The organism is Demequina sp. (assembly GCF_047975725.1).
Taxonomy (GTDB): Bacteria; Actinomycetota; Actinomycetes; order Actinomycetales; family Demequinaceae; genus Demequina.
Genome location: NZ_JBKEED010000024.1, coordinates 42,517 through 61,383 on the forward strand (window position 1 = coordinate 42,517; position 18,867 = coordinate 61,383).

16 protein-coding genes are annotated in these 18,867 nt (G+C 68.7%); 4 read left to right on the plus strand and 12 right to left on the minus strand.

Annotation, left to right across the window (positions count from 1 at the left end):
• Positions 1-81 precede the first annotated feature (81 nt).
• Together ACK5NO_RS09235 and ACK5NO_RS09240 are read right to left on the minus strand one after the other, a co-directional pair.
• Positions 82-1,800, minus strand: coding sequence for a phospho-sugar mutase (locus ACK5NO_RS09235; RefSeq protein WP_416812381.1), 1,719 nt, complete (start codon positions 1,798-1,800; stop codon positions 82-84).
• The gene (locus ACK5NO_RS09240; protein WP_416812382.1) at positions 1,797-2,597 is read right to left on the minus strand and encodes a purine-nucleoside phosphorylase; all 801 of its coding nucleotides are present in this window, start codon (positions 2,595-2,597) and stop codon (positions 1,797-1,799) included. The genes ACK5NO_RS09235 and ACK5NO_RS09240 overlap by 4 nt, the downstream gene beginning before the upstream one ends.
• Before the next feature lie 92 nt (positions 2,598-2,689).
• Between ACK5NO_RS09240 and ACK5NO_RS09245 the strand changes: the two genes are divergently transcribed.
• A complete protein-coding gene (locus ACK5NO_RS09245; protein ID WP_416812383.1) occupies positions 2,690-4,090 on the plus strand; it encodes an NAD(P)H-quinone dehydrogenase in 1,401 nt (466 codons plus the stop codon).
• A 17-nt stretch (positions 4,091-4,107) separates the two neighbouring features.
• Here ACK5NO_RS09245 and ACK5NO_RS09250 read toward each other — a convergent pair whose 3' ends face one another.
• A complete protein-coding gene (locus tag ACK5NO_RS09250) occupies positions 4,108-6,168 on the minus strand; it encodes an endonuclease/exonuclease/phosphatase family protein (protein ID WP_416812384.1) in 2,061 nt (686 codons plus the stop codon).
• Between the two features lie 621 nt (positions 6,169-6,789).
• Between ACK5NO_RS09250 and ACK5NO_RS09255 the strand changes: the two genes are divergently transcribed.
• Positions 6,790-7,656 (plus strand): hypothetical protein, encoded by an 867-nt coding sequence (locus ACK5NO_RS09255; RefSeq protein WP_416812385.1) that lies wholly within the window; start codon positions 6,790-6,792, stop codon positions 7,654-7,656.
• Positions 7,657-8,025: 369 nt separating this feature from the next.
• On the opposite strand, the gene ACK5NO_RS09260 is transcribed toward ACK5NO_RS09255, so the two are convergent.
• Positions 8,026-9,825 carry a biotin carboxylase N-terminal domain-containing protein gene (locus ACK5NO_RS09260; RefSeq protein ID WP_416812386.1) on the minus strand — a complete coding sequence of 600 codons (1,800 nt, stop codon included), beginning with the start codon at positions 9,823-9,825 and terminating at the stop codon, positions 8,026-8,028.
• Between the two features lie 192 nt (positions 9,826-10,017).
• The gene (locus ACK5NO_RS09265; protein ID WP_416812387.1) at positions 10,018-10,659 is read right to left on the minus strand and encodes a Maf family protein; all 642 of its coding nucleotides are present in this window, start codon (positions 10,657-10,659) and stop codon (positions 10,018-10,020) included.
• Positions 10,660-10,714: 55 nt separating this feature from the next.
• On the opposite strand from ACK5NO_RS09265, the gene ACK5NO_RS09270 reads away from it, so the two are divergent.
• Positions 10,715-10,894: a hypothetical protein gene (locus ACK5NO_RS09270; protein WP_416812388.1), complete on the plus strand. Its 180-nt coding sequence runs from the start codon at positions 10,715-10,717 to the stop codon at positions 10,892-10,894.
• A 122-nt stretch (positions 10,895-11,016) separates the two neighbouring features.
• Here ACK5NO_RS09270 and ACK5NO_RS09275 read toward each other — a convergent pair whose 3' ends face one another.
• Positions 11,017-11,514, minus strand: a complete 498-nt coding sequence (locus tag ACK5NO_RS09275; protein ID WP_416812389.1) for a MarR family winged helix-turn-helix transcriptional regulator — start codon at positions 11,512-11,514, stop codon at positions 11,017-11,019.
• A gap of 96 nt (positions 11,515-11,610) precedes the next feature.
• Between ACK5NO_RS09275 and ACK5NO_RS09280 the strand changes: the two genes are divergently transcribed.
• On the plus strand, positions 11,611-11,973 hold the full coding sequence (locus ACK5NO_RS09280; protein WP_416812390.1) for a DoxX family protein: 363 nt from the start codon (positions 11,611-11,613) through the stop codon (positions 11,971-11,973).
• A gap of 1 nt (position 11,974) precedes the next feature.
• Here ACK5NO_RS09280 and ACK5NO_RS09285 read toward each other — a convergent pair whose 3' ends face one another.
• The 6 genes from ACK5NO_RS09285 to ACK5NO_RS09310 are packed head-to-tail and all read right to left on the minus strand — an operon-like array spanning position 11,975 to position 18,786.
• Positions 11,975-12,199 (minus strand): hypothetical protein, encoded by a 225-nt coding sequence (locus ACK5NO_RS09285; RefSeq protein ID WP_416812391.1) that lies wholly within the window; start codon positions 12,197-12,199, stop codon positions 11,975-11,977.
• Entirely contained in the window at positions 12,196-14,100 is a 1,905-nt protein-coding gene (gene feoB / locus ACK5NO_RS09290) for a ferrous iron transporter B (protein WP_416812392.1), read from the minus strand. The genes ACK5NO_RS09285 and feoB overlap by 4 nt, the downstream gene beginning before the upstream one ends.
• A complete protein-coding gene (locus tag ACK5NO_RS09295) occupies positions 14,097-14,318 on the minus strand; it encodes a FeoA family protein (RefSeq protein WP_416812393.1) in 222 nt (73 codons plus the stop codon). The genes feoB and ACK5NO_RS09295 overlap by 4 nt, the downstream gene beginning before the upstream one ends.
• A gap of 57 nt (positions 14,319-14,375) precedes the next feature.
• Positions 14,376-14,987, minus strand: coding sequence for a SanA/YdcF family protein (locus tag ACK5NO_RS09300; RefSeq protein WP_416812394.1), 612 nt, complete (start codon positions 14,985-14,987; stop codon positions 14,376-14,378).
• Positions 14,988-15,010: 23 nt separating this feature from the next.
• Positions 15,011-16,816, minus strand: coding sequence for an ABC transporter ATP-binding protein (locus tag ACK5NO_RS09305; RefSeq protein WP_416812395.1), 1,806 nt, complete (start codon positions 16,814-16,816; stop codon positions 15,011-15,013).
• Positions 16,813-18,786 (minus strand): ABC transporter ATP-binding protein, encoded by a 1,974-nt coding sequence (locus ACK5NO_RS09310; RefSeq protein WP_416812396.1) that lies wholly within the window; start codon positions 18,784-18,786, stop codon positions 16,813-16,815. Before ACK5NO_RS09310 ends, ACK5NO_RS09305 begins: the two co-directional genes overlap by 4 nt.
• Positions 18,787-18,867: the final 81 nt, after the last annotated feature.

An 18,867-nucleotide genomic window follows, 5' to 3' on the forward strand; every position in this document is an offset into this window, starting at 1 on the left:
GGACGCAACGCACCCCCCATCACCGACCACCACGTCCTCCTGGGACGCTCAGACGGGCATGGGGGGTGCGTGCTGGTGGGGTTAGGCCACCAGCGCCGTGACGTCGGCCTCCAGCGCATCCATGGCAGCGCTCGCGGCCTCACGCGCGGCGGTCACATCTTCGCCCTCGACCGGCGCCACTACCTCGAGGTAGGCCTTGATCTTGGGCTCGGTGCCGGAGGGGCGAATGATCACCCGAGCGCCGGATTCGGTCGCGAGGTGTAGTCCGTTGGTGGGCGGCAGGCCGCGGAATCCCGCGTTCATGTCGTCCGTCGACGCCACGGCCGAGCCGCCGAGCGACGCGGGCGGGGCGGCCAGCAGCCGTTCCATGAGAGCCGGGATCTGCGTGATGTCGGTAAAGCGCGCCGAGACCTGACGGGTCAGGAACACGCCGTAGGCGCGCGCGAGGTCGTCGATCGCGTCCGCGAGAGTGCGGCCCTCGGCCTTGAGCTCGGCTACGAGGTCTGCCATGAGCACGGCGGCGCTCACACCGTCTTTGTCGCGCACCAGGTCGGGTGCGACGCAGTATCCGAGCGCCTCCTCGTACCCGAACACGAGGTGCGGCTCTCGCGCGATCCACTTGAAGCCCGTGAGCGTGTTCGCATGCGTGAGGCCGTGGCGCTGCGCGATGCGAGACAGTTGCTGGGACGAGACGATCGAGTTGGCGAGCACCTGGGGTCCCGCGATGCGCAGCATGCCGCGCCGGGACGCGATGCGCTCGCCAAGGATCGAGCCCACCACGTCGCCGTGAAGCATGGCCCACTGCCCGTCGATCACCGTGGCCACCGCGCAGCGGTCAGCGTCGGGGTCGTTGGCGATCACCAGATCGGCACCGACCTGCTGCGCCAGCGCGAGCGACAGGTCGATCGCGCCCGCCTCCTCGGGATTGGGGAAGGCGACGGTGGGGAAATCGGGGTCGGGCTGGGCTTGTTCGGCGACGGTGTGGACGTCGGTGAACCCCGCCGCGGTGAGGGCCCGCTCGACCGTCTCGCCGCCCACGCCATGCAGGGGAGTAAGGACGATGCGCACGTCGGCTCGTGCGGTCGCGTTCGCCGCGGTCGCGGGGCCGGCCACCGCGGAGGCGGCGGCGACGTAGTCGGCCGCGACGTCGTCGCCCAGGATCGTCCATCCGGCGGCCGCGCGCGGGATCGAGGCAACGGTCTCGATGGCGGCGATGCGCCGCGCGATCTCAGCGTCGTAGGGCGGCACAATCTGTGCTCCCTGGCCCTCGCCTGTGACAACCCGTCCGCCCAGGTAGACCTTGTAGCCATTGTCTTGCGGCGGGTTGTGGGAGGCGGTGACCATGACGCCCGCATCAGCGTTCAGCGCGCGCGTCGCGTACGCGAGCACGGGGGTGGGCAGGGTGCGCGGCAGCAGCAGCGCCTCGTGGCCCGCCGCGGTCATCACGGCGGCGGTGTCGATCGCGAACTGATGCGAGCCGTGGCGGGCGTCGTAACCAATCGCCACGCGGGCGCCGGGCTGCTCACCCAGCTCGGCCAGCGCATCGGTCAGATACTGCGCGAGACCGGCGGCCGCACGCATGACGACGGCCCGGTTCATGCGGTTGGGGCCTGCGCCGATGGCGCCGCGCAGTCCCGCGGTACCGAACTCGAGGGTGCCGCGAAAGCGATCGGCGAGCTCGGCGCCTGCTTCGACGTCGCCAGCCTGGTGGGCAGCGACGAGCTGCTGCAACTCGATGCGAGTCGCGCCGTCGGGGTCGTCGTCGATCCAGGCCTGTGCCGCCTCCACCAGGCCGGTCATCGCATGGCCTCGACGATGTCGGCCAGCAGGCGCGAAATGCGCGGGCCGGAGGTGGCTCCCACGTCGAGCACCTCGGAGTGATCGAGGGTGTCGCCGCCGATGCCGGCTGCGAGGTTGGTGACCAGCGACAATCCCAGGATCTCGAAGCCCGCCTGGCGGGCCGCGAGCACCTCGAGCGCGGTCGACATCCCCACGAGGTTCGCTCCGAGGATCGCGGCCATGCGGACCTCGGCGGGAGTCTCATACTGCGGGCCAGTGAACTGGGCGTACACGCCGTCGGGCAGGCTGGGGTCGATCCCCAGGGCGAGTTCGCGAAGGCGCGGCGAGTAGGCCTGCGTCATGTCAACAAAGCTCGCGCCCTCGAGCGGGGTCGCGGCGGTCAGGTTGATGTGGTCGGCGAGCAACACGACCGAGCCGGGGCCCACCTCGGGGCGCGTGGACCCGCAGCCGTTGGTGATGACGAGCTGGGTCGCCCCCGCGGCGGCGGCCATGCGCACGCCGTGGGCCACCTTGCCCGCGTCGCGCACCTGGTAGAAGTGCTGTCGGGATCCCAGGACCAGCACGTGGCGGCCGTCCGCAGTGCGCAACGCCCGCATCTTCGAGGAGTGTCCGGCGACGGCATGGGCGTCGAATCCGGGAAGCTCGGCGGCCTCGATCGAGCCGACCTCTTCGCCGATCAGTTCGGCGGCGCCACCCCAGCCTGAACCGAGGATGAGGGCGATGTCGAAGGAGTCAACGCCGGTAGCGGCGCGCAGGGCATCGGCGGCCTGAGCCGCGAGAGTGGTGGAGTCGTTCATCCCCTGACACTATCCCCGAACGCCGCGCTTCACTGGGTCGGAGGGCCTCCGTCGTGCGCATCCCGTTGTCCACGATGCGGGACAATGGTCCTATGTCGACGCGCGTAGTGATCATCGGTGGCGGACCGGGTGGATACGAGGCGGCATTGGTCGCAGCGGGGGACGGCGCTTCAGTCACGCTGATCGAGCGTCAGGGCCTGGGAGGCAACGCCGTCCTGACCGATGTGGTGCCCTCGAAGACCATCATCGCCACCGCGGAGTGGCGCTCGATCGCCAGCCGCGCTCCTCAGCTGGGCATCCGCGACGCGGATGGCTCTGACTCCGCCGAGTTCGACGAACACCTGGTCGACATGGCCGCGGTCAACGCCCGAGTGGGTCGCCTGGTGCGCAAGCAATCAGGCGACATTGCGGCCCGCCTGGAGGCGGCCGGGGTGCGCGTGATCGACGCGCAGGCGCGGCTCGTGTCGCCCACGACGGTGGAGGCCGCCGGGGAAACTCTCGAAGCCGATGCGATCCTCATCGCCACGGGCGCGCGCCCGCGAGTGCTGCCCGACGCTGCCCCCGACGGCGTGCGGATTCTCACCTGGACGCAGCTGTATTCCCTCGCGGACGTGCCCGAGCACCTCATCGTGGTGGGTTCCGGCGTGACGGGCGCGGAGTTCGCGGGCGCCTACCGCCTGCTGGGCGCGGAGGTCACGCTCGTCTCGAGCGGTGAGCGCGTGCTGTCGAAGGAGGACCCGGAGGCGGCCCAGGTAGTGCAGGACGTCTTCGCCTCTGGCGGCATGACAGTGCTGGGCGGCGCGCGCGCACAGTCCGTGGTCAACACCGGCGCCGGGGTACAGGTGAGGCTCGCCGATGGCCGCGTGGTGGAGGGCTCACATTGCCTCATGGCGGTGGGCTCGGTGCCCAACACTCAGGAACTGGGGCTTGAAGCGGCAGGCGTCGCGGTCGACGAACGCGGCTACATTCTCGTGGACCGAGTCTCGCGTACGTCGGCAAGGGGCGTCTACGCGGCTGGCGACTGCACCGGAGTGTTGCCGCTGGCCTCCGTCGCCGCGACCCAGGGGCGCATCGCCATGGCCCACGCGCTCGGCGACGCCGTCCAGCCCCTCGACCTGGGGCTGGTTGCCTCCAACGTGTTCACGACCCCAGAAATCGCCTCCGTGGGGGCCACCGAGGCGCAGCTCGTCGAGCGGGGCATCTTCTACGAGGTCTCTCGCCTGGACCTTGCCCGCAACCCGCGCGCCAAGATGCTCGGCATTGACACTGGCTTCGTCAAGATCTTTGGCCACACCGTCACCGGCCAGATCCTGGGCGCCGTCATCGTGGGCTCGCGTGCCTCCGAGCACATCTACCCGCTGTCGCTGGCCGTCTCGCAGCATCTGACGGTCGACCAGGTGGCCTCGGCCTTCACGGTGTACCCGTCGCTGTCCGGCACCACGTCCGAGGTGGCGCGCCGCCTGCACGGCATGCGCGACCCTCGCGGCCGCTAGCCGCTAGCCGCTAGCCGCTAACCGGCCGATGCGCTCGCAGTGGGCGTGGGTGTGGGACTGGGCGAGGCGGTCGCCCCCGCGTCGGGCTGGGCTTCGTTGACGTCGTCGCCGGGATCGACGGGCGCCGTGGCGCCGGTCACCGCCCGTGCGAGCACGGGAAGATGATCGGAGTAGCCCACGCCCAGGATTTCGACGCTGGTGAACTCCACGCCCCTGCCCAACAGGAAGTCGAGCGTGGCGACCTCGCCGCCTCCCGCATCGGTCCCCAAGAAGGTGGGGCCCGTGACGTCGAGCGCTGCCTGAGCGCCGATCAGGCCGGCATCGGCGATGGATCCTAGGGTGGCAACCTCGGGCTCGCTCGCGGCGGACAGGCCGATCACGAGCGGCTGAGGGACGTCAAGCCAGGCCACGAGAGCCTCGACCTGTTCCTCGCCGGTGCGCTCTGCGTCCCCCGAGGGATCGACGTGCGCGGTCGCGTAGGTGGCGCCCATGAAGTCGACCGCGACGGCGCTGCGGGCCTGACCATCCGAGCCGTCGGGGAGTGACAGTGTCCGCGGGTTGCCGTGCGCGCGCGAGGTGAGGATGGCGTTGCCCACCTGAGGCTCGTGGGCCCCGGCGTACACATACGGCAGGCGAAGTTCGCCCGCGAGGAACTCGACCATGTCCGTGCCGCCCGCCAGGAGACGGCCGCGATTGACCTCCTGAAGCATGATGACGTCCGCGCCAGCCGAACTCATGGTCGACACCATCGCCTCGAGCGGGACTTCAGGGCCGCCCGTGAGGCGCGGCATGACGCCGCCGTTGACGTTCCACGTCATCGCCGTGGGCGCGATGAGGAAGTCCTTCGACAGCGCCCTCTCGCTTTCGAAGCTTGCGTGAGTCCACCAACCCAGGCCGCCAGCGATCACGAGTCCCACGCCCGCGCGCAGTAGCACGCCGGAGGCGATCCAGCCGGACGGGACCGTCGGCGCGAACCACGCATTGGTGTCGGCGTCCTCGACCGGCTCGGATTGATCCGCGATGGCAGCGAGCTGCGCCTCTCGCCACCACGCCCGCCACAGCGAGGCCGAGAGAATGGCCGCCCCCGCAATCACAAGTGCGAGTGTGCTGGGGCCGGGGGTGGCGAGGTCGTAGTCCATTTGCGTAAGCAGTAGCGGCACCACAATGGCCAGACCGAACACGGTGGCGGCACCTAGCCGGCGCATCGGCGAGCTGAGGGCCGGCCGCATGACCTTGGTGGTCGCGAGCGCGGTGGTCGCCACCGCGACGGGGAGGGCGTAGCCCGCGAGGTCGCCTTCCCGCAGCAGGACCACGGCCAGCGCAGCTAGACCGGCGGCGGCGAGAACGCTCAGCACGATCGGTGAGGTGCGGTGGGACTGGGCGGCGAGCAAAGCGGCGGTCAGGAGTGACAGCATGGTCAGCACCGCGCCCGTCGACATGCGCACGTCCACCAGCGCGTTGACCCAGGCGACGTTCGCGAACACGCTCACGAGCAGCGACCAGAACAGGCCGTACGACCACCAGCCCCGCGACGAGCGCACGGGCTCGAGGTGGATGCAACGCCAGCCGTTGAAGATGGCCAAGGCGGCCACCACTGCGAGCGCGGCCCAGCCCCACAGGTCGCCTCGCCACACGGCGTCCCAGGTGCGCAAAACGGTCTGCTCGGCGACCGCGGCGGCGCCACCGAGCGCAGTGCCGGCGACGAGCGCCGATGGACCCCCGTTGCCCAGCGCCATGCGCGCGGCGAGCACCACCGTGGTGAGCGCGAGTGCGAGCAAATACAGCCCCGCATTGATCAGCCACGCCCCGTCGAGCAATGGCAAACCGAGCCTCAGCACCCCGACCGCACCGACCATGAACAGCATCACGACGCCGGGGCCGAACGCACGCCCCGCGAGCGCGCACAGCCACGCCAGCACGCCTCCCACGGCGAACGCCGCCAGTGCGGTGGCGAGGGCGACCAGCAAGGAGGTGTCGAGCAAGCTCGCGATCAGCGGACCGGCGGTGCGGATGGAGTCCAGCAACAGCCAGGACGCGACGGCAACGAGGCCAAGCACGCGACGTTGAGCGGTGTCCATGACAGACACGCTACCTGGGCTCAGGTGGGGACTGATTGCCGCGGCGGCTCAGGTGTGCGGAGCGTGGTCGAGGTGCTGTGGTCGCGGAGGATCTCATTCGGTGGAGCGACGACATTGGGTGGGCGGCGAGCTGTGCTTCACTAAGGGCGCCGCTTTGCTCCACGGTGCTTCAAGTCAAGGTGCCCGCGAAAGGTTGTCGGCGCCTCAGTGTGGAGTACCCGCAGAAGGCGGGTTCGTTGGCGGGGCGGATCTTGATGCCTCGGCTGGCATCGGGCCGGGGTGTCAGCGCGGCGGCGTGGAAGTCGAGGGCGCGTCACTGCCGTGGCTGGCCAGCCGGTCCCGGTGGATGTGGATGCGAGGCGAGGTCGGCGGGTTGAGATCGTCAACGCGGGCTCTTGCGCAAGCTCACGGGTGTCTGACAACCTTGCCCCAGGGAAGCCTCGTTCCCCGGTCGGGTTCCCTGCTCGGTGGCACCACATGAAAGCCAATACGAGGTAAGGAGCACGACCGTGGGACTCAAGGTCCGAACCTGGGCGACCGGATCAGCAGTCGCCACCCCCCCCCCAACTACTCGCCACATCTCTGAGCGCGACCGCCTTGCCAGTGGATGTGGTCGAGGAAGTGGCCGACACGATCGCGCAGGCTGCACCAACGTACGAGCGTACTGTGGTTCCTGACGCGGTCACTAGCGATGCGGTCACGTTCGACGCAGGAGCCATCCACCTCGCCTCCGGTGAGGCCGCGACTGTGGATGTTGAGGTCCCGGTTGACGCTGGTGGGTCGGTCACAATCAAGGCTGGTGACGGCTCCAAACTCGAGGTGTCGCTGCCGGATGAGGTCACCGTTGCAGACGCTCAGGTCGCTGATGACGGCACCGTGGTCTACACCGACACCGGTGCCGATGCACACGCAGCAGTCCAAACCCTTGACGATGGTTCGGTACGACTCCAGACCATCCTCGAATCCGACGATGCGTCCAAGACATTCACCTGTGGCCTAGGGGACGTCATCCCTGTCCTCCTTGATGACGGTTCCGTCGAACTGACCCAAGAAGTCGCTGACGGAATCCTCACCGTCGTGGGCACCGTCGATGCTCCTTGGGCGATCGATGCCAACGGCGAACGCGTGAACACCTGGTATACCGTGGGCGGAAACGAACTAGTCCAGCATGTCAACCCCACCGCTGATGCCGTCTACCCCATCACCGCGGACCCCAAGATCACCCGTGCGTGGTGGAATACGACAATCTACGTCAACCGCAACGAGACTGCGCTGCTAGCGGGTGGATACAACCTGGCCGCCGCAGGGCTTCTCGTGATTCCTGAAGGCGTTTCGAAGGTCCTGGCTGCAGTTGTGGCTGGGGGAGCGGCTTACATTTCGACTGTTCACGGGATGGGCAAGTGCCTCAAGGCCGTGTCGTATGGCCATCTCACTACTCCCGTGCTGCAACCCTATTGGGGCGCTGAAGCTGGATACGATTGCCGATGATTGCTCTGTCTATCGTCATTGGTCTGGTCGTGATGGCCCTGACCCGGCTCACCGGGTTCGGGCGTCACGCCTGGGCGACCAAGGAACGCGCATTCGGATTTGTGACGATGCTGCTCCTCCTGCCCGCTTGCTGGGTAGAGGCGTATCAGGCTGACCCTTCCGAGGGCGCTTCTTGGCTCGTTGTGGGATGGAGCGCGGGCCTCGCCGTAGGCATTGTATGGTCCATCATCGACCCGGTTGAGGCTGGAAGTCGACGTCCCCCCACGACTCACGCCGGGACACCCCGGCCGCTTGACTAGCCAAGTATCTGCACGGGAAACGGGGCAAGTCCGAGTGCGCGTGCGATCGGCGCGTCAGTGTCGTCGGAACTCAGAGCACTGTCGGTGAAGGGTCAGCGATCTCGCAGATGACGGTCCCGGAGGTCACTGAGGCCCCCACCGCGTGCCCGAGACCGGTCACGGTGCCCGCCTTGTGGGCCACCAAGGGCTGTTCCATCTTCATGGCCTCGAGCACCACGATGAGGTCGCCCTCGGCCACGGTCGCCCCGTCCTCGACGGCGATCTTCACGATGGTGCCCTGCATGGGCGAGGTCAGTGACGTGCCAGAGGGGCCGCGCGCGCCATTGCCGTTGGAGCGGCGCGCGGTGCGCCTCGCGGGGCCGCCACGGCGTGCGCTTGCTCGTCCTGCTTGTGCGAGCGACGCGGGCAGGACGACCTCAAGGCGCTTACCACCCACCTCGACGACCACGCGTTCGGTGGCCTCCGCCTCGGGAGCCTCATCCGCATCGGCCGTATTACCGCCGAGTGCGGCGACGGTGTCGGAGAACTCCGACTCGATCCAGGTCGTGTAGACGCCGAAGGTGCCGTCTGCTGCCGTGAACTGGGGGGCGTCGAGTACGGCGCGGTGGAACGGCAGGACGGTCGGAATGCCCTCGACCTCCATCTCGACTAGAGCGCGGCGCGAGCGTTGGAGCGCCTGCTCGCGAGTCGCGCCCGTGACGATGACCTTGGCGATCATCGAGTCGTAGTTGCCCGTCACGGTGTCGCCCTCGCGCACGCCCGCATCGATGCGCACGCCCGGGCCCGTGGGGAAGTGCAGGGTGCGGATGGTGCCAGGGGCGGGCATGAAGTTCAGCGCCGGGTTCTCACCGTTGATGCGGAACTCAAAGGAGTGGCCGCGGGTGACGGGCTCGAGCACGCTGATGGGCTCGCCGGCCGCGATGCGGAACTGCTCGCGCACCAGGTCCACTCCGGTGACCTCCTCGGTCACGGGGTGCTCGACCTGCAGACGGGTGTTGACCTCGAGGAAGCTGATGGTGCCATCGACGCCCACCAGGTACTCGCACGTGCCAGCACCCTCGTAGCCGGCCTCCTTGAGGATGGCCTCGCTGGCCTCGACCAGGCGGCGGTTCTGCTCGTCGGTCAGGAACGGCGCGGGGGCCTCTTCCACGAGCTTCTGGTGGCGGCGCTGGAGCGAGCAGTCGCGGGTGGAGACCACCACGACATTGCCGTGACGGTCCGCGAGGCACTGGGTCTCCACGTGGCGCGGACGGTCCAGGAAGCGCTCGACAAAGCACTCGCCACGGCCGAACGCCGTGACGGCCTCGCGGGTCGCGGAGTCGAACAACTCGGGGATCTCCTCGCGCGTGCGGGCAACCTTGAGGCCGCGGCCTCCACCACCGAACGCTGCCTTGATGGCGACCGGCAGACCGTGCTCGTCAGCGAACGCCAGCACCTCGTCGGCATTCGCGACGGGGTCCTTGGTGCCGGGCACCAGCGGCGCACCTGCGCGCTGGGCGATGTGGCGCGCGCTGACCTTGTCGCCAAGCGCGTCGATCGCCGCAGGAGAAGGGCCAATCCACGTGAGGCCCGCATCGATGACGGCCTGGGCGAACGAGGAGTTCTCGGCGAGAAATCCGTAGCCGGGGTGGACCGCCTCGGCGCCCGCGCGCTGGGCGATCTCGATGATCTTGGCGATGTCGAGATAGGTCTGGGCGGCGGTGACGCCGTCGAGCGAATAGGCCTCGTCCGCAAGGTGCACGTGAGGCGCGTCGCGGTCCGGCTCGGAGTACACGGCGATGGAGCGCAAGCCCTCGTCGGCGCAGGCACGGATCACACGGACGGCGATCTCGCCGCGATTGGCGATCAGCACAGAGGAGAAGGCGGGCACGACCGCTACGGTAGCGCGGGTCACGCTCCTAGGTCCTCAGTCCCGTAACGTGCCGCCCAACTTTGGTCGGCGTCCTCACGGTTGCCGCCGGCCTTTGTGGGTTTCCCACAACGCCAGGGGGTGATTACTGGGCTACGGCGGCGTAGGTTGTGGTCAGTCCACAATCTGCGCCGTTCGAGGGCCCCGGGGCACTCACGCCCGCAGGTCGTGGAAGGCGACTCCCAGTTGTGTCACCAGGTCGCGGAGCAACGGCAGGCTCACGCCCACCACCCCGTGATAGTCGCCCTCGATGCCGGTGACGTACGCCCCGCCCAGTCCGTCGACGGTGAAGGCACCGGCGACCTGGAGCGGCTCGCCCGTAGCGATGTACGCGTCGATCTCGTCGTCGGAGAGGTCCGCGAAGTGGACGGTCGTGGACGACGTGGCCCCGAGCGAGCCGTGCGAGCCGTCCTCGCGGTCGTCGACAAGCCAGTGGCCAGTGTGGAGCACGCCCGTGCGCCCCCGCATGGCTTGCCAGCGCTCACGGGCGATCTGCGCGGTGGCCGGCTTGCCGTAGATCTCGCCCTCGAGTTCGAGCATCGAGTCGCAGCCCAGCACGATGGCGCCGGTGTCGTACTCGGCCGCAATGTGCTCGGCCTTGGCCCGCGCCAAGGCGAGCACCGCATCGGCCGGATCCGGTGTGCCCCAGCCCTGCTCGCGATGGGTGGCGGTCAGCGCCGCGAGCACAGCGTCCTCGTCGACGCCGCTGACGAGCACCTCAGGCTCGATGCCCACCGACCGCAGGGTCGACAGGCGAGCGGGGGACTGCGAGGCGAGCAGGAGCGGCACGGTCATGGCGCAGAGCCTACTTCCCCCGGAGGCGTGTTCCTCCGGGGGGAAGGAGGGCCTAGTGCACCAGCTCCTCGTGCGCGGGGCTCGGCTCAGCCGACAGCGACTTGTCGCCGCGCGGCAGCGTGACCACCATGAGCACCGCCGTGGCGCCAGCGATGATCGCGGAGATCAGGTCCTACAGCTCAAGGTCATCCTTGAGACGATCGCCGAGTCGCTCGAGGAGCGGGGAGAGCCCTAGCCCCACCCCTCCCGTCAAATGGATCCATTTGCTGGTGTGAGGCGACCATCTCACCGAGAAAATGGATCCATTTGACCGGAGGGGGCGCCCCACTTCCCAGGAAAATGGATCCATTTGACTGGTTAGGGGGTGAGGTTGGCGTCCAAGGCCTGGCACTGCTGCGCCACCGCTCCCGGCAGGAGCTGGGTGAGGACCTCGGTGAACTGTTCGCGCAGGTGCTCGGGCACCCGGTCGATGAGCGCCTCGCGCTTGAGCGTGTCGTAGGCGACTTGTGCGCGCGCGACCGTAGCCGCGCCGTCCTCGGTCAGCACTGCCCAGTTGGCGCGCCGGTCGTGGTCGCACACGCGGCGTGCCACCAGACCGTCGGCCTCAAGCTTGCTCACGGTGTGGGACAGGCGCGACAGCGACGAGTCTGCCGCGCGGGCCACGTCGGCGAGTTGAAGCGTGCCATCGGGTTGCGCGGCGAGCGTCGAGAGGATCGTGAACTGGAAGTGGTTGAGGCCAGTCATGGAGCGCAAGTGCTCGTCGAGAGCGGCAGGAACGGTGGTGAGCACGGCCGAAAAGCGGCGCCACAGGAGCTCGTCCTGGGCGCTCAGCGTGGTCGGGGACTCGACACTCATGCCCACCACGATACCGTGCTTGACCTTTCAACAAAAGGCCCCTACAGTCCTTCGAGTTGAATCATCAACCATTGAACCGTCAACAGAGGAGACGCCTTGACCATCGCCTACTGGATTGCCGCTGGCATCCTTGCTCTCGCCTTTCTCGCCGCTGGTGCGTCGAAGCTCATCCAACCGGAAGCGAAATTGCGCGAGTCCGGCGTGCTGCCCGAGCGCCGCACGCTCGCACAAGAGCGGGGCATTGGCGCCGTCGAAGTGGTCGGAGCGCTGGGCCTGATCCTGCCCCCGCTCACCGGCATCGCCGTGGTCCTTGCGCCCGTCGCGGCCGTGGGCCTCACCATCACGATGGTGCTCGCCGTGGTGGACCACGCGCGCCACTCCGAGCCCTTCCAGCCCGCCGTGGCGCTCACGGTGTTCTCGCTCGCTGTCGCGGTGGTGGGCTTCCTGGCCTGGATGTGAGTCAGCGGCCTCTCTCGCTGGCCAGCGGGCACGCGGCGCACGCGAGAGAGGCCTGTGGCACACACGTGCCACAGCCGGTGTCCGCGGCGGCGATGAGCCCCAGCCGCGTGGCCTCCTGCGCGACCGCGAGAGCGAAGTCCGCGTGGACTCCCACCGCGCGGGCGGCCGCGCCTGGCGACGCACCGCCACGCAGCTGCGCGAGAACGGGGGCGAAGGCGCCGCTCACAGCAGTGAGCCCACTTGGAAGACCGCCACGGCCAGCAGATAGGTCAGCGCGAGCTGCGCCCCTGCCGAGCCCAAGGTCCAGCGCCACCCGAACAGGCGGCGCTGCTCGCCCATGGTCGCGAGGCACGGGAAGTACCCGAGCACAAAGATCATGAAGGCGAGGCCCGCGGCCGTCGGATGGCCACCAGAGGTCTCGCTGACCGTGTGGCGCACCTGTGCGGCGAGCGAGGACGCGTCCCCGTCGCCCGGGTCTTCAAGCGAGTAGGCCTGGGCGAGCGAGCCCACGGTCACTTCCTTGGCGGCCACACCCGCCACGAGGGACGATGCGATGCGCCAGTCTCCCAGGCCCATCGGCTCGAGCGCGGGAGCCACCGCATTCGCGGCAGCGCCGTACAACGAGTCCTCGATGGGGACGTCGGCGAGGGCGTGGCCGCCCGTCACGGGGATCGCTTGGAGGCACCACAGCCCCACCACGGCGACGACGATGACCGAGCCCGCCCTGCGGATGAAGGACAGCACTCGGGTCCACACTCCCAGCAGGAGCGTGCGCAGGTGAGGCCATTGGTAGTCCGGGAGGGCAATGACGAGGGGCTCCGGCTGTGCGTCGCGAATCGCGAAACGGCGCGCGAGCAGACCGAAACCCACCGCCGCCAGGACCGACACCACGTACATGCCGAACACGACCGTTCCCGCATTGCCGGGGAAGAACGTCTGGGCCAGCAACAGGTACACCGTGAGGCGGGCCGTGCAGGACGTCAGCGGGACCATGAGCCCCGTGAGCAGGCGTTGGCGCGCATGGGGCAGGACGGCGGTGGCGGACAGTGCGGGGAGGTTGCAGCCAAAGCCCACCACGAGAGGCAGCATGGCGCGGCCGTCGAGGCCGATGCTCCTCATCACTCGGTCCGCGACGACCGCGACGCGCGCCAGGTAGCCGCTCGCCTCAAGCACGGTGACGGCGGAGAAGATGATCGCCATCAGTGGCACGAACGACACGACGGCACCGACGCCCGCGATCAGGCCGGAGATCGCGAAGGACTCGAGCCACGCAGGGGCATGCAGCCAACCCAGCACCGCTGTCACGGCCGCCGTCACGGGCCCGTCGATGATCGCTGCCGCGCCATCCATCACGGGAGCGGCGACCACCGTCGTGAGTTGGAAGACGCCCCACACCACGGCGAGGAAGAGTGGCACCCCGAGCCATGGATTCAGGAGTACCCGGTCGAGCCGGTCGGAGAATGCCGCCTTCGCAGGTGCGGGCGGCAGCGCCGCCGCGGCAATCTCCTCGACCCAACCAAAGAGCAATTCAGCGTGTTCGAGGCTGTCGTCGATCGACGAGGTCGTCAGGGTGTCCTGCGCGGCGCCGGGCACGGACGTCACGTGGGGTCGCGTGTCGAGCGCTGTGGTGACCGCTGATGCGAGCGCAGCCGTCCCCGCCCCCGTGCGTCCGTTGACCTCGACGACGGGTACGCCGAGTCGCGTGCGCAGTGCGGCAAGATCGGGCGCGAGTCCACGGGCGGCGCCGACGTCCATCATCGTGACCGCGACGACCACCGGTGCACCTGTCTGAGCGACCTGGGCGAGCAGATACAACGAGCGGCTGAGCGCCGTGGCGTCGAGCACGACCACCACGAGGTCGTTGGAGCGGTCGCGTACGGCGGCGGCCGCGACGTCCTCATCGGGCGAGCGGCTGATCAGGCTGTAGGTGCCAGGCAGGTCCACGAGCGTCGCGCCGGCACTGGTGCCGGGGAGGGCCCAGCGACCCTGCGACATGGTCACCGTGGTGCCGGGCGCATTGACCACCTTCTGGTGCGAGCGCGTGAGCGTGTTGAACAGCGTGGACTTGCCCACGTTGGGGTTGCCTGCCAGCACGATCGTGGCGGCGCGCACTGCGGTGTCGCTCACGCGCCCACCACCTCGATCTCGAGGCATGTCGCCCTGTCCATGGCGATGCGCGCGGCGCCGATGGCGATCACCCTGGCGCCTGCGGGTGCCTTCCCCGCGACCCTGATGGCCGCGCCGGGCCGCACTCCCATCTCGCGCAAGCGCAGCGCGAGCGCGGATTCCGTGCTGACGGATTGGATGCGCGCCTCAGCGCCGACTGCCACGCTCGCAAGATTCACGGCTCGACGCTATGCGTGCGCCACCCGTTGCGAAAAAGACCAAAGTCCTGGGTCGGGTCAGCGGGGCCAGGCGCCGTCGCGGGCGATTTCGAGCGCGGCCTTCCACGTGGCAGGCACCTCGCGCACGTAGCCCGTCAAGGTGTGAGGCTTCATCAGTACCTCGGGATACGCCCCTTGCACATCGAGTCCGACCGACCGGCACAGCCACATGGCACGTGGCAGGTGGAACTCTTGGGAGCACACGATCACGCTGGTCAGCCGCAGTTCATCCCGGGCGTTCAGGGCCGATGCGCGGGTGTCGTGGCCGTGGGGATCGCGCACCAGGTCCTCGGCAGGGACACCGAGGTCCAGTGCCGTACGCTCCATTGCCGCAGTCTCGTCCAAGCCTTCGCGGTTGTCTCCTGCTCCCGACAGGATCAGCTGGGTGACGAGGCCGCGCTCGTAGAGGGTGACGCCGGCCTCGACCCGTTGGCGCAGGAACAGGCTGGGGCGACCGTCGGCCCACACTCGCGCTCCCAGGACGAGCGCCGCATCGGCCGGGACCAGCCGGTCGCTGTCCGCGTGGTGCAGGTCACGCAGCGCCGATGCGCGTGCATAGACCTGTGGGGCGGCCAGGGCGAGCGAGGCGCTCGCTGCGACTCCCAGGAGTGACGAGCGGACGGAAGCCATGGTTCGAGGGTAGCGACCGGGCCTCAGGAGTATTGACGCGCCTGCAGGGCGTACAGCGACGCGTAGGTGCCGCCAGACGCGATCAGTTGGTCGTGGGTTCCCCACTGCTCGATGTTGCCGTCGCCCACCACCACGATGATGTCTGCCATGCGCACCGTCGAGAACCGGTGCGAGACGAGCACTGTGATGGCGCCCGTGCGTTGCGCGACGCGTCGGGCTCCGAGCGCGTATTGCTCAAACAGGTCGTGCTCGGCCTGGGCGTCCAGTGCCGAGGTGGGCTCGTCGAGCAGGAGTAGCAGGGGGTTGTCGCGCATCATCGCTCGCCCGAGAGCGAGCTTTTGCCATTGGCCGCCGGAGAGGTCGGTGCCGCCCTCGAACGACTTGCCGACGAGCGACGCGAGGCCTTGGGGGAGTCGGCGCAGGACGTCCTGGGCGTGGGCACGCTCGAGCGCTCCCGTGACTGCGGTCACATCGTCGATGTGTGCCGGGGAGCCCAGCCCCACGACATGTTGCGCGGCGAACTCGAACTTGGTGAAGTCTTGGAAGCCGGCGGAGATCCGCTCGCGCCACTGGTCGACGGGCACTCGGCGAAGGTCGGTGCCGTCGACCTCGATGGTGCCCGAGGTCGGGTCATAGAAGCGGCACAGGAGCTTGACCAAGGTGGACTTGCCCGCACCGTTCTCGCCCACGATTGCGACCGTCGCGCCCGCGGGAATGGTCATGGTGACGTCCTCGAGCACGGGGCTAGTGGTGCCGGGGTAGGCGAAGGAGACGTGGGTGAACGTGATGCCCGTGGCAAGCGAGTTGGGGGCATGTGAGTCAGCGGGCACGTCGGGCTCGCGGGAGACGACCGAGCGGATCCACCGGATCTCGCTGAACATGGATGCCGTGCGCTGCAGACCCTGGAGCATCACCACCGCAGACGTGACTTGCGCGTTGACCTGCGCGGCGAGGGTGATGACCATCAGCACGTCACCGACCGTGCGCTCGCCGCGCACCGCGTCGCGTACCACGAGCAGGGTCGCGCCCACGTAGGCGACGGCGAAGAGGATCTGGCCGACGGCGCGCAACGCGGTGGCGCGGACCTCGGCGCGCACCTCAATCCCGGACGCCTGCGCCCACGCGGTCGCCTGACGCTTGCGCACCTCGCCCTCGAGGCCGCACGTGCGCACCTCCTTGATGGGGCCCGCGTCCGCAAGCAGCGAGAACATGTGGTTGGCGCGGCGGGTGGCAGGGGCTGCCGCGGTGCGCCCTGCCTTGGCGATCGCCTCGGCCCGCCGCCCCAACAGCAAGGGAGGCACGGCAGCGAACGGCAAGAGCAGGAGCCACCAGCTGATGGAAGCGAGCAGCACGCCGGTCACGATCAGCGCGATCAGGATCGCGACGCCGCCGTACAGGGTGGCGACGGTGCTCCACGAGGCGCGGTCGGCTTCGCGCCTCACCAAGGCGATGCGGTCCGCGTAGTCGGGCCGCTCGTGATGCTCGATACCGGCGGAGCCGTTGGACAGCGCCGCGATGTCCCGCTCGATGAGGGCCGCCATGTCCTCTGCGGTCTTGAAGAAGAAGATATGAGCGAAGTGCTCAGCTGTGAGAGCCACGATGGCAAGACCGGCGACAGCGACGGCCCACCACGCGGCCGCGCGCGCCTCACCTGCGACGGCCCCGTCAACGACACCGCGCAGCGCGACCGCCGCAAGCGGCATTGCGACGGGCGCGACGAGCATCAGCGTGAAGCCGACGATGAAGTTCAGCTTGCCTGCGCGCCAGGCAAAGTCGAAGGTGTCCGCGATTCCGCGTGCCACCTGCAGGGAGTCCTTGCGCGTGCTCATGCCTGGTCCTCCTCGGTGAGCTCAGCGTCGCCGCCCGCATGCCCGTCTCGGAAACGCTTGGCCTGGAGGTCGAAGAGCGTGCGATAGCGCGTGCGGCCCACCATGAGTTCGGCGTGGGACCCGGCCTCGATGACCTCGCCGTGCTCGATGACGACAATGTGGTCCGCCCTGCGCACCGACGAGAATCGGTGCGAGATCAGCAGGGTGGTGAGTCCGGTGGTCAGGTCCACAAACTGGTCGAAGAACTCGGCCTCCGCGCGCACGTCGAGCGCCGCAGTCGGTTCGTCGAGCACGAGTACGCGTGCGCCCTTGTCGACCGCGTACAGGGAGCGAGAGATGGCGACCCGCTGCCATTGGCCGCCGCTGAGATCGATGCCGTCGTCGTAGGCCCTCGCCAGGGTGGTGTCGAGACCGTGGGGTGCCTCGGCGAGCGCCTCTGACATGCCGGTGCGAGCGACAGCGCGCTCCACGGCTGCGCGGTCGAGCGGTTCGAATGCGGCGCCGAACGCCACGTTGTCCGCCGCTGACAGTTCGTAGCGGACGAAGTCCTGAAACACCACAGACAGGGTGCGCCGCCAGGCCGCGAGGTCAAGGTCGGCGATATTGACGCCGTCGACGTAGATGCCGCCGCTGGTGGGTTCGTACAGCCGGGCGAGGAGTTTGATCAGGGTGGTCTTGCCCGCGCCGTTGACGCCGACAATGGCCGTGGTGCGTCCTGCGGTCAACGTGAGGTTGAGGCCGTTGAAGACGTGCTCGTGAGAGCCGGGGTAGGTGAAGCACAGATCCCGGAACTCGATCGACTGCACCGGTGCGCCCTCGGGAACGTCAGCGGTGCCGCGAGGAGCCGTATCCATGGCCGCGACGGCGGTCTCCACCTCGCGCAGTGCCGTCAGTGCATTCATGCCGTACTGGGTGGGCACGTCTGACTCGGGGTAGTCGCGTCCGAGCATGAGCGCGCCTACGAGCGCCTGCAACCCCAGCGTGAGCTGTGCCAAGGTCATGTCGCCGGTGGAGAGCTGTCCTGGCGAATCCGCAGTGCCTGCGGCTGCCATCGTCAGGGACACCAGGGCCCACAGCACCGCGATCAAGGCGATCGCCGTGTACACCAGGTAGGGCTTGAAGTAGATGCGCCTGCGCTCGCGGTCGACGGGGTCGGCGTACTCGCGGTACGTGCGCTCGTGGTGACCGCTGAGCCAGCGCATGGAACCGAAGACGCGAATCTCCTTGGCTGCGACCGATCCCATGGTGATGTCGCGCAGGTATCCCAGGCGCCGCATGCGGTCGCCGTTGGTGCGCCACAGTCGCGAGTAGGCACGCAGGCCGCCCCTGTTGCCGGTACGCAGCACCATGATGGCCACGCCCATGCCGAGCGCGATGGGGGCGCCCAGCAGGATCCAGATGATGACGATGAGGGCGATCAATTGGGTGTAGCGAGCGAACAGGTAGAGCATGCCGGCCACGGCGCTTCCCGGAGTGAACCAGTTGTTTTCCAGGCGGTTGCGAGCTTCTGACAGCTTCGAGAGCACCTCGCCGTCCTCGAGGGCGCTGATGCCCACGGCGCCCGTGACGGCCCGGACGGCCTCGTCGCGGATGGAGCCGTCGACCGCACGTTGCACCGCGAGACCAAGCAGCTGTTGGACGGGCGCGACGACCTGCTGGATGAGAAAAGCTCCAGCGGCCAGCAAGAACAGCGCCACGAGGTGGTCCCACGCCGCGGACCCCACACCGTCCTCGACAGCCTGGGGCACGTCGCCAATCATCTGCGAGGTGGCCATCATGAAGACGACCGGCAAGGCGCCCAGCACAAGGCTGACCAGCGCGAGCGCGATCACCCGGTGCCAGCCGGCGAGCGGGGCGGCTTGCCAGATGCGCACGCGCGCCATGATCGCCGCATCCACGTAGGAGGCGAGGCGGTCGCGCCAGGGTCCACGCTCGGGGACGGTAGCCGCAGGGGGGACAGGCGTTGTCACGTGCGCCACTGTAGAGGCCAGGTCCGACAAAGGGAACAGAAGTCGGGAATTTACCAGGCCTGTTCACGTTAACGGAGCACG

Coding starts and splice junctions, on each gene's coding strand:
- ACK5NO_RS09305 (WP_416812395.1), bottom strand. CDS start 16,816: ATGAGCACGCGCAAGGACTCCCTGCAGGTGGCACGCGGAATCGCGGAC.
- ACK5NO_RS09275 (WP_416812389.1), bottom strand. CDS start 11,514: ATGAGTGTCGAGTCCCCGACCACGCTGAGCGCCCAGGACGAGCTCCTG.
- ACK5NO_RS09235 (WP_416812381.1), bottom strand. CDS start 1,800: ATGACCGGCCTGGTGGAGGCGGCACAGGCCTGGATCGACGACGACCCC.
- ACK5NO_RS09245 (WP_416812383.1), top strand. CDS start 2,690: ATGTCGACGCGCGTAGTGATCATCGGTGGCGGACCGGGTGGATACGAG.
- ACK5NO_RS09265 (WP_416812387.1), bottom strand. CDS start 10,659: ATGACCGTGCCGCTCCTGCTCGCCTCGCAGTCCCCCGCTCGCCTGTCG.
- ACK5NO_RS09240 (WP_416812382.1), bottom strand. CDS start 2,597: ATGAACGACTCCACCACTCTCGCGGCTCAGGCCGCCGATGCCCTGCGC.
- ACK5NO_RS09250 (WP_416812384.1), bottom strand. CDS start 6,168: ATGGACACCGCTCAACGTCGCGTGCTTGGCCTCGTTGCCGTCGCGTCC.
- ACK5NO_RS09300 (WP_416812394.1), bottom strand. CDS start 14,987: ATGGCTTCCGTCCGCTCGTCACTCCTGGGAGTCGCAGCGAGCGCCTCG.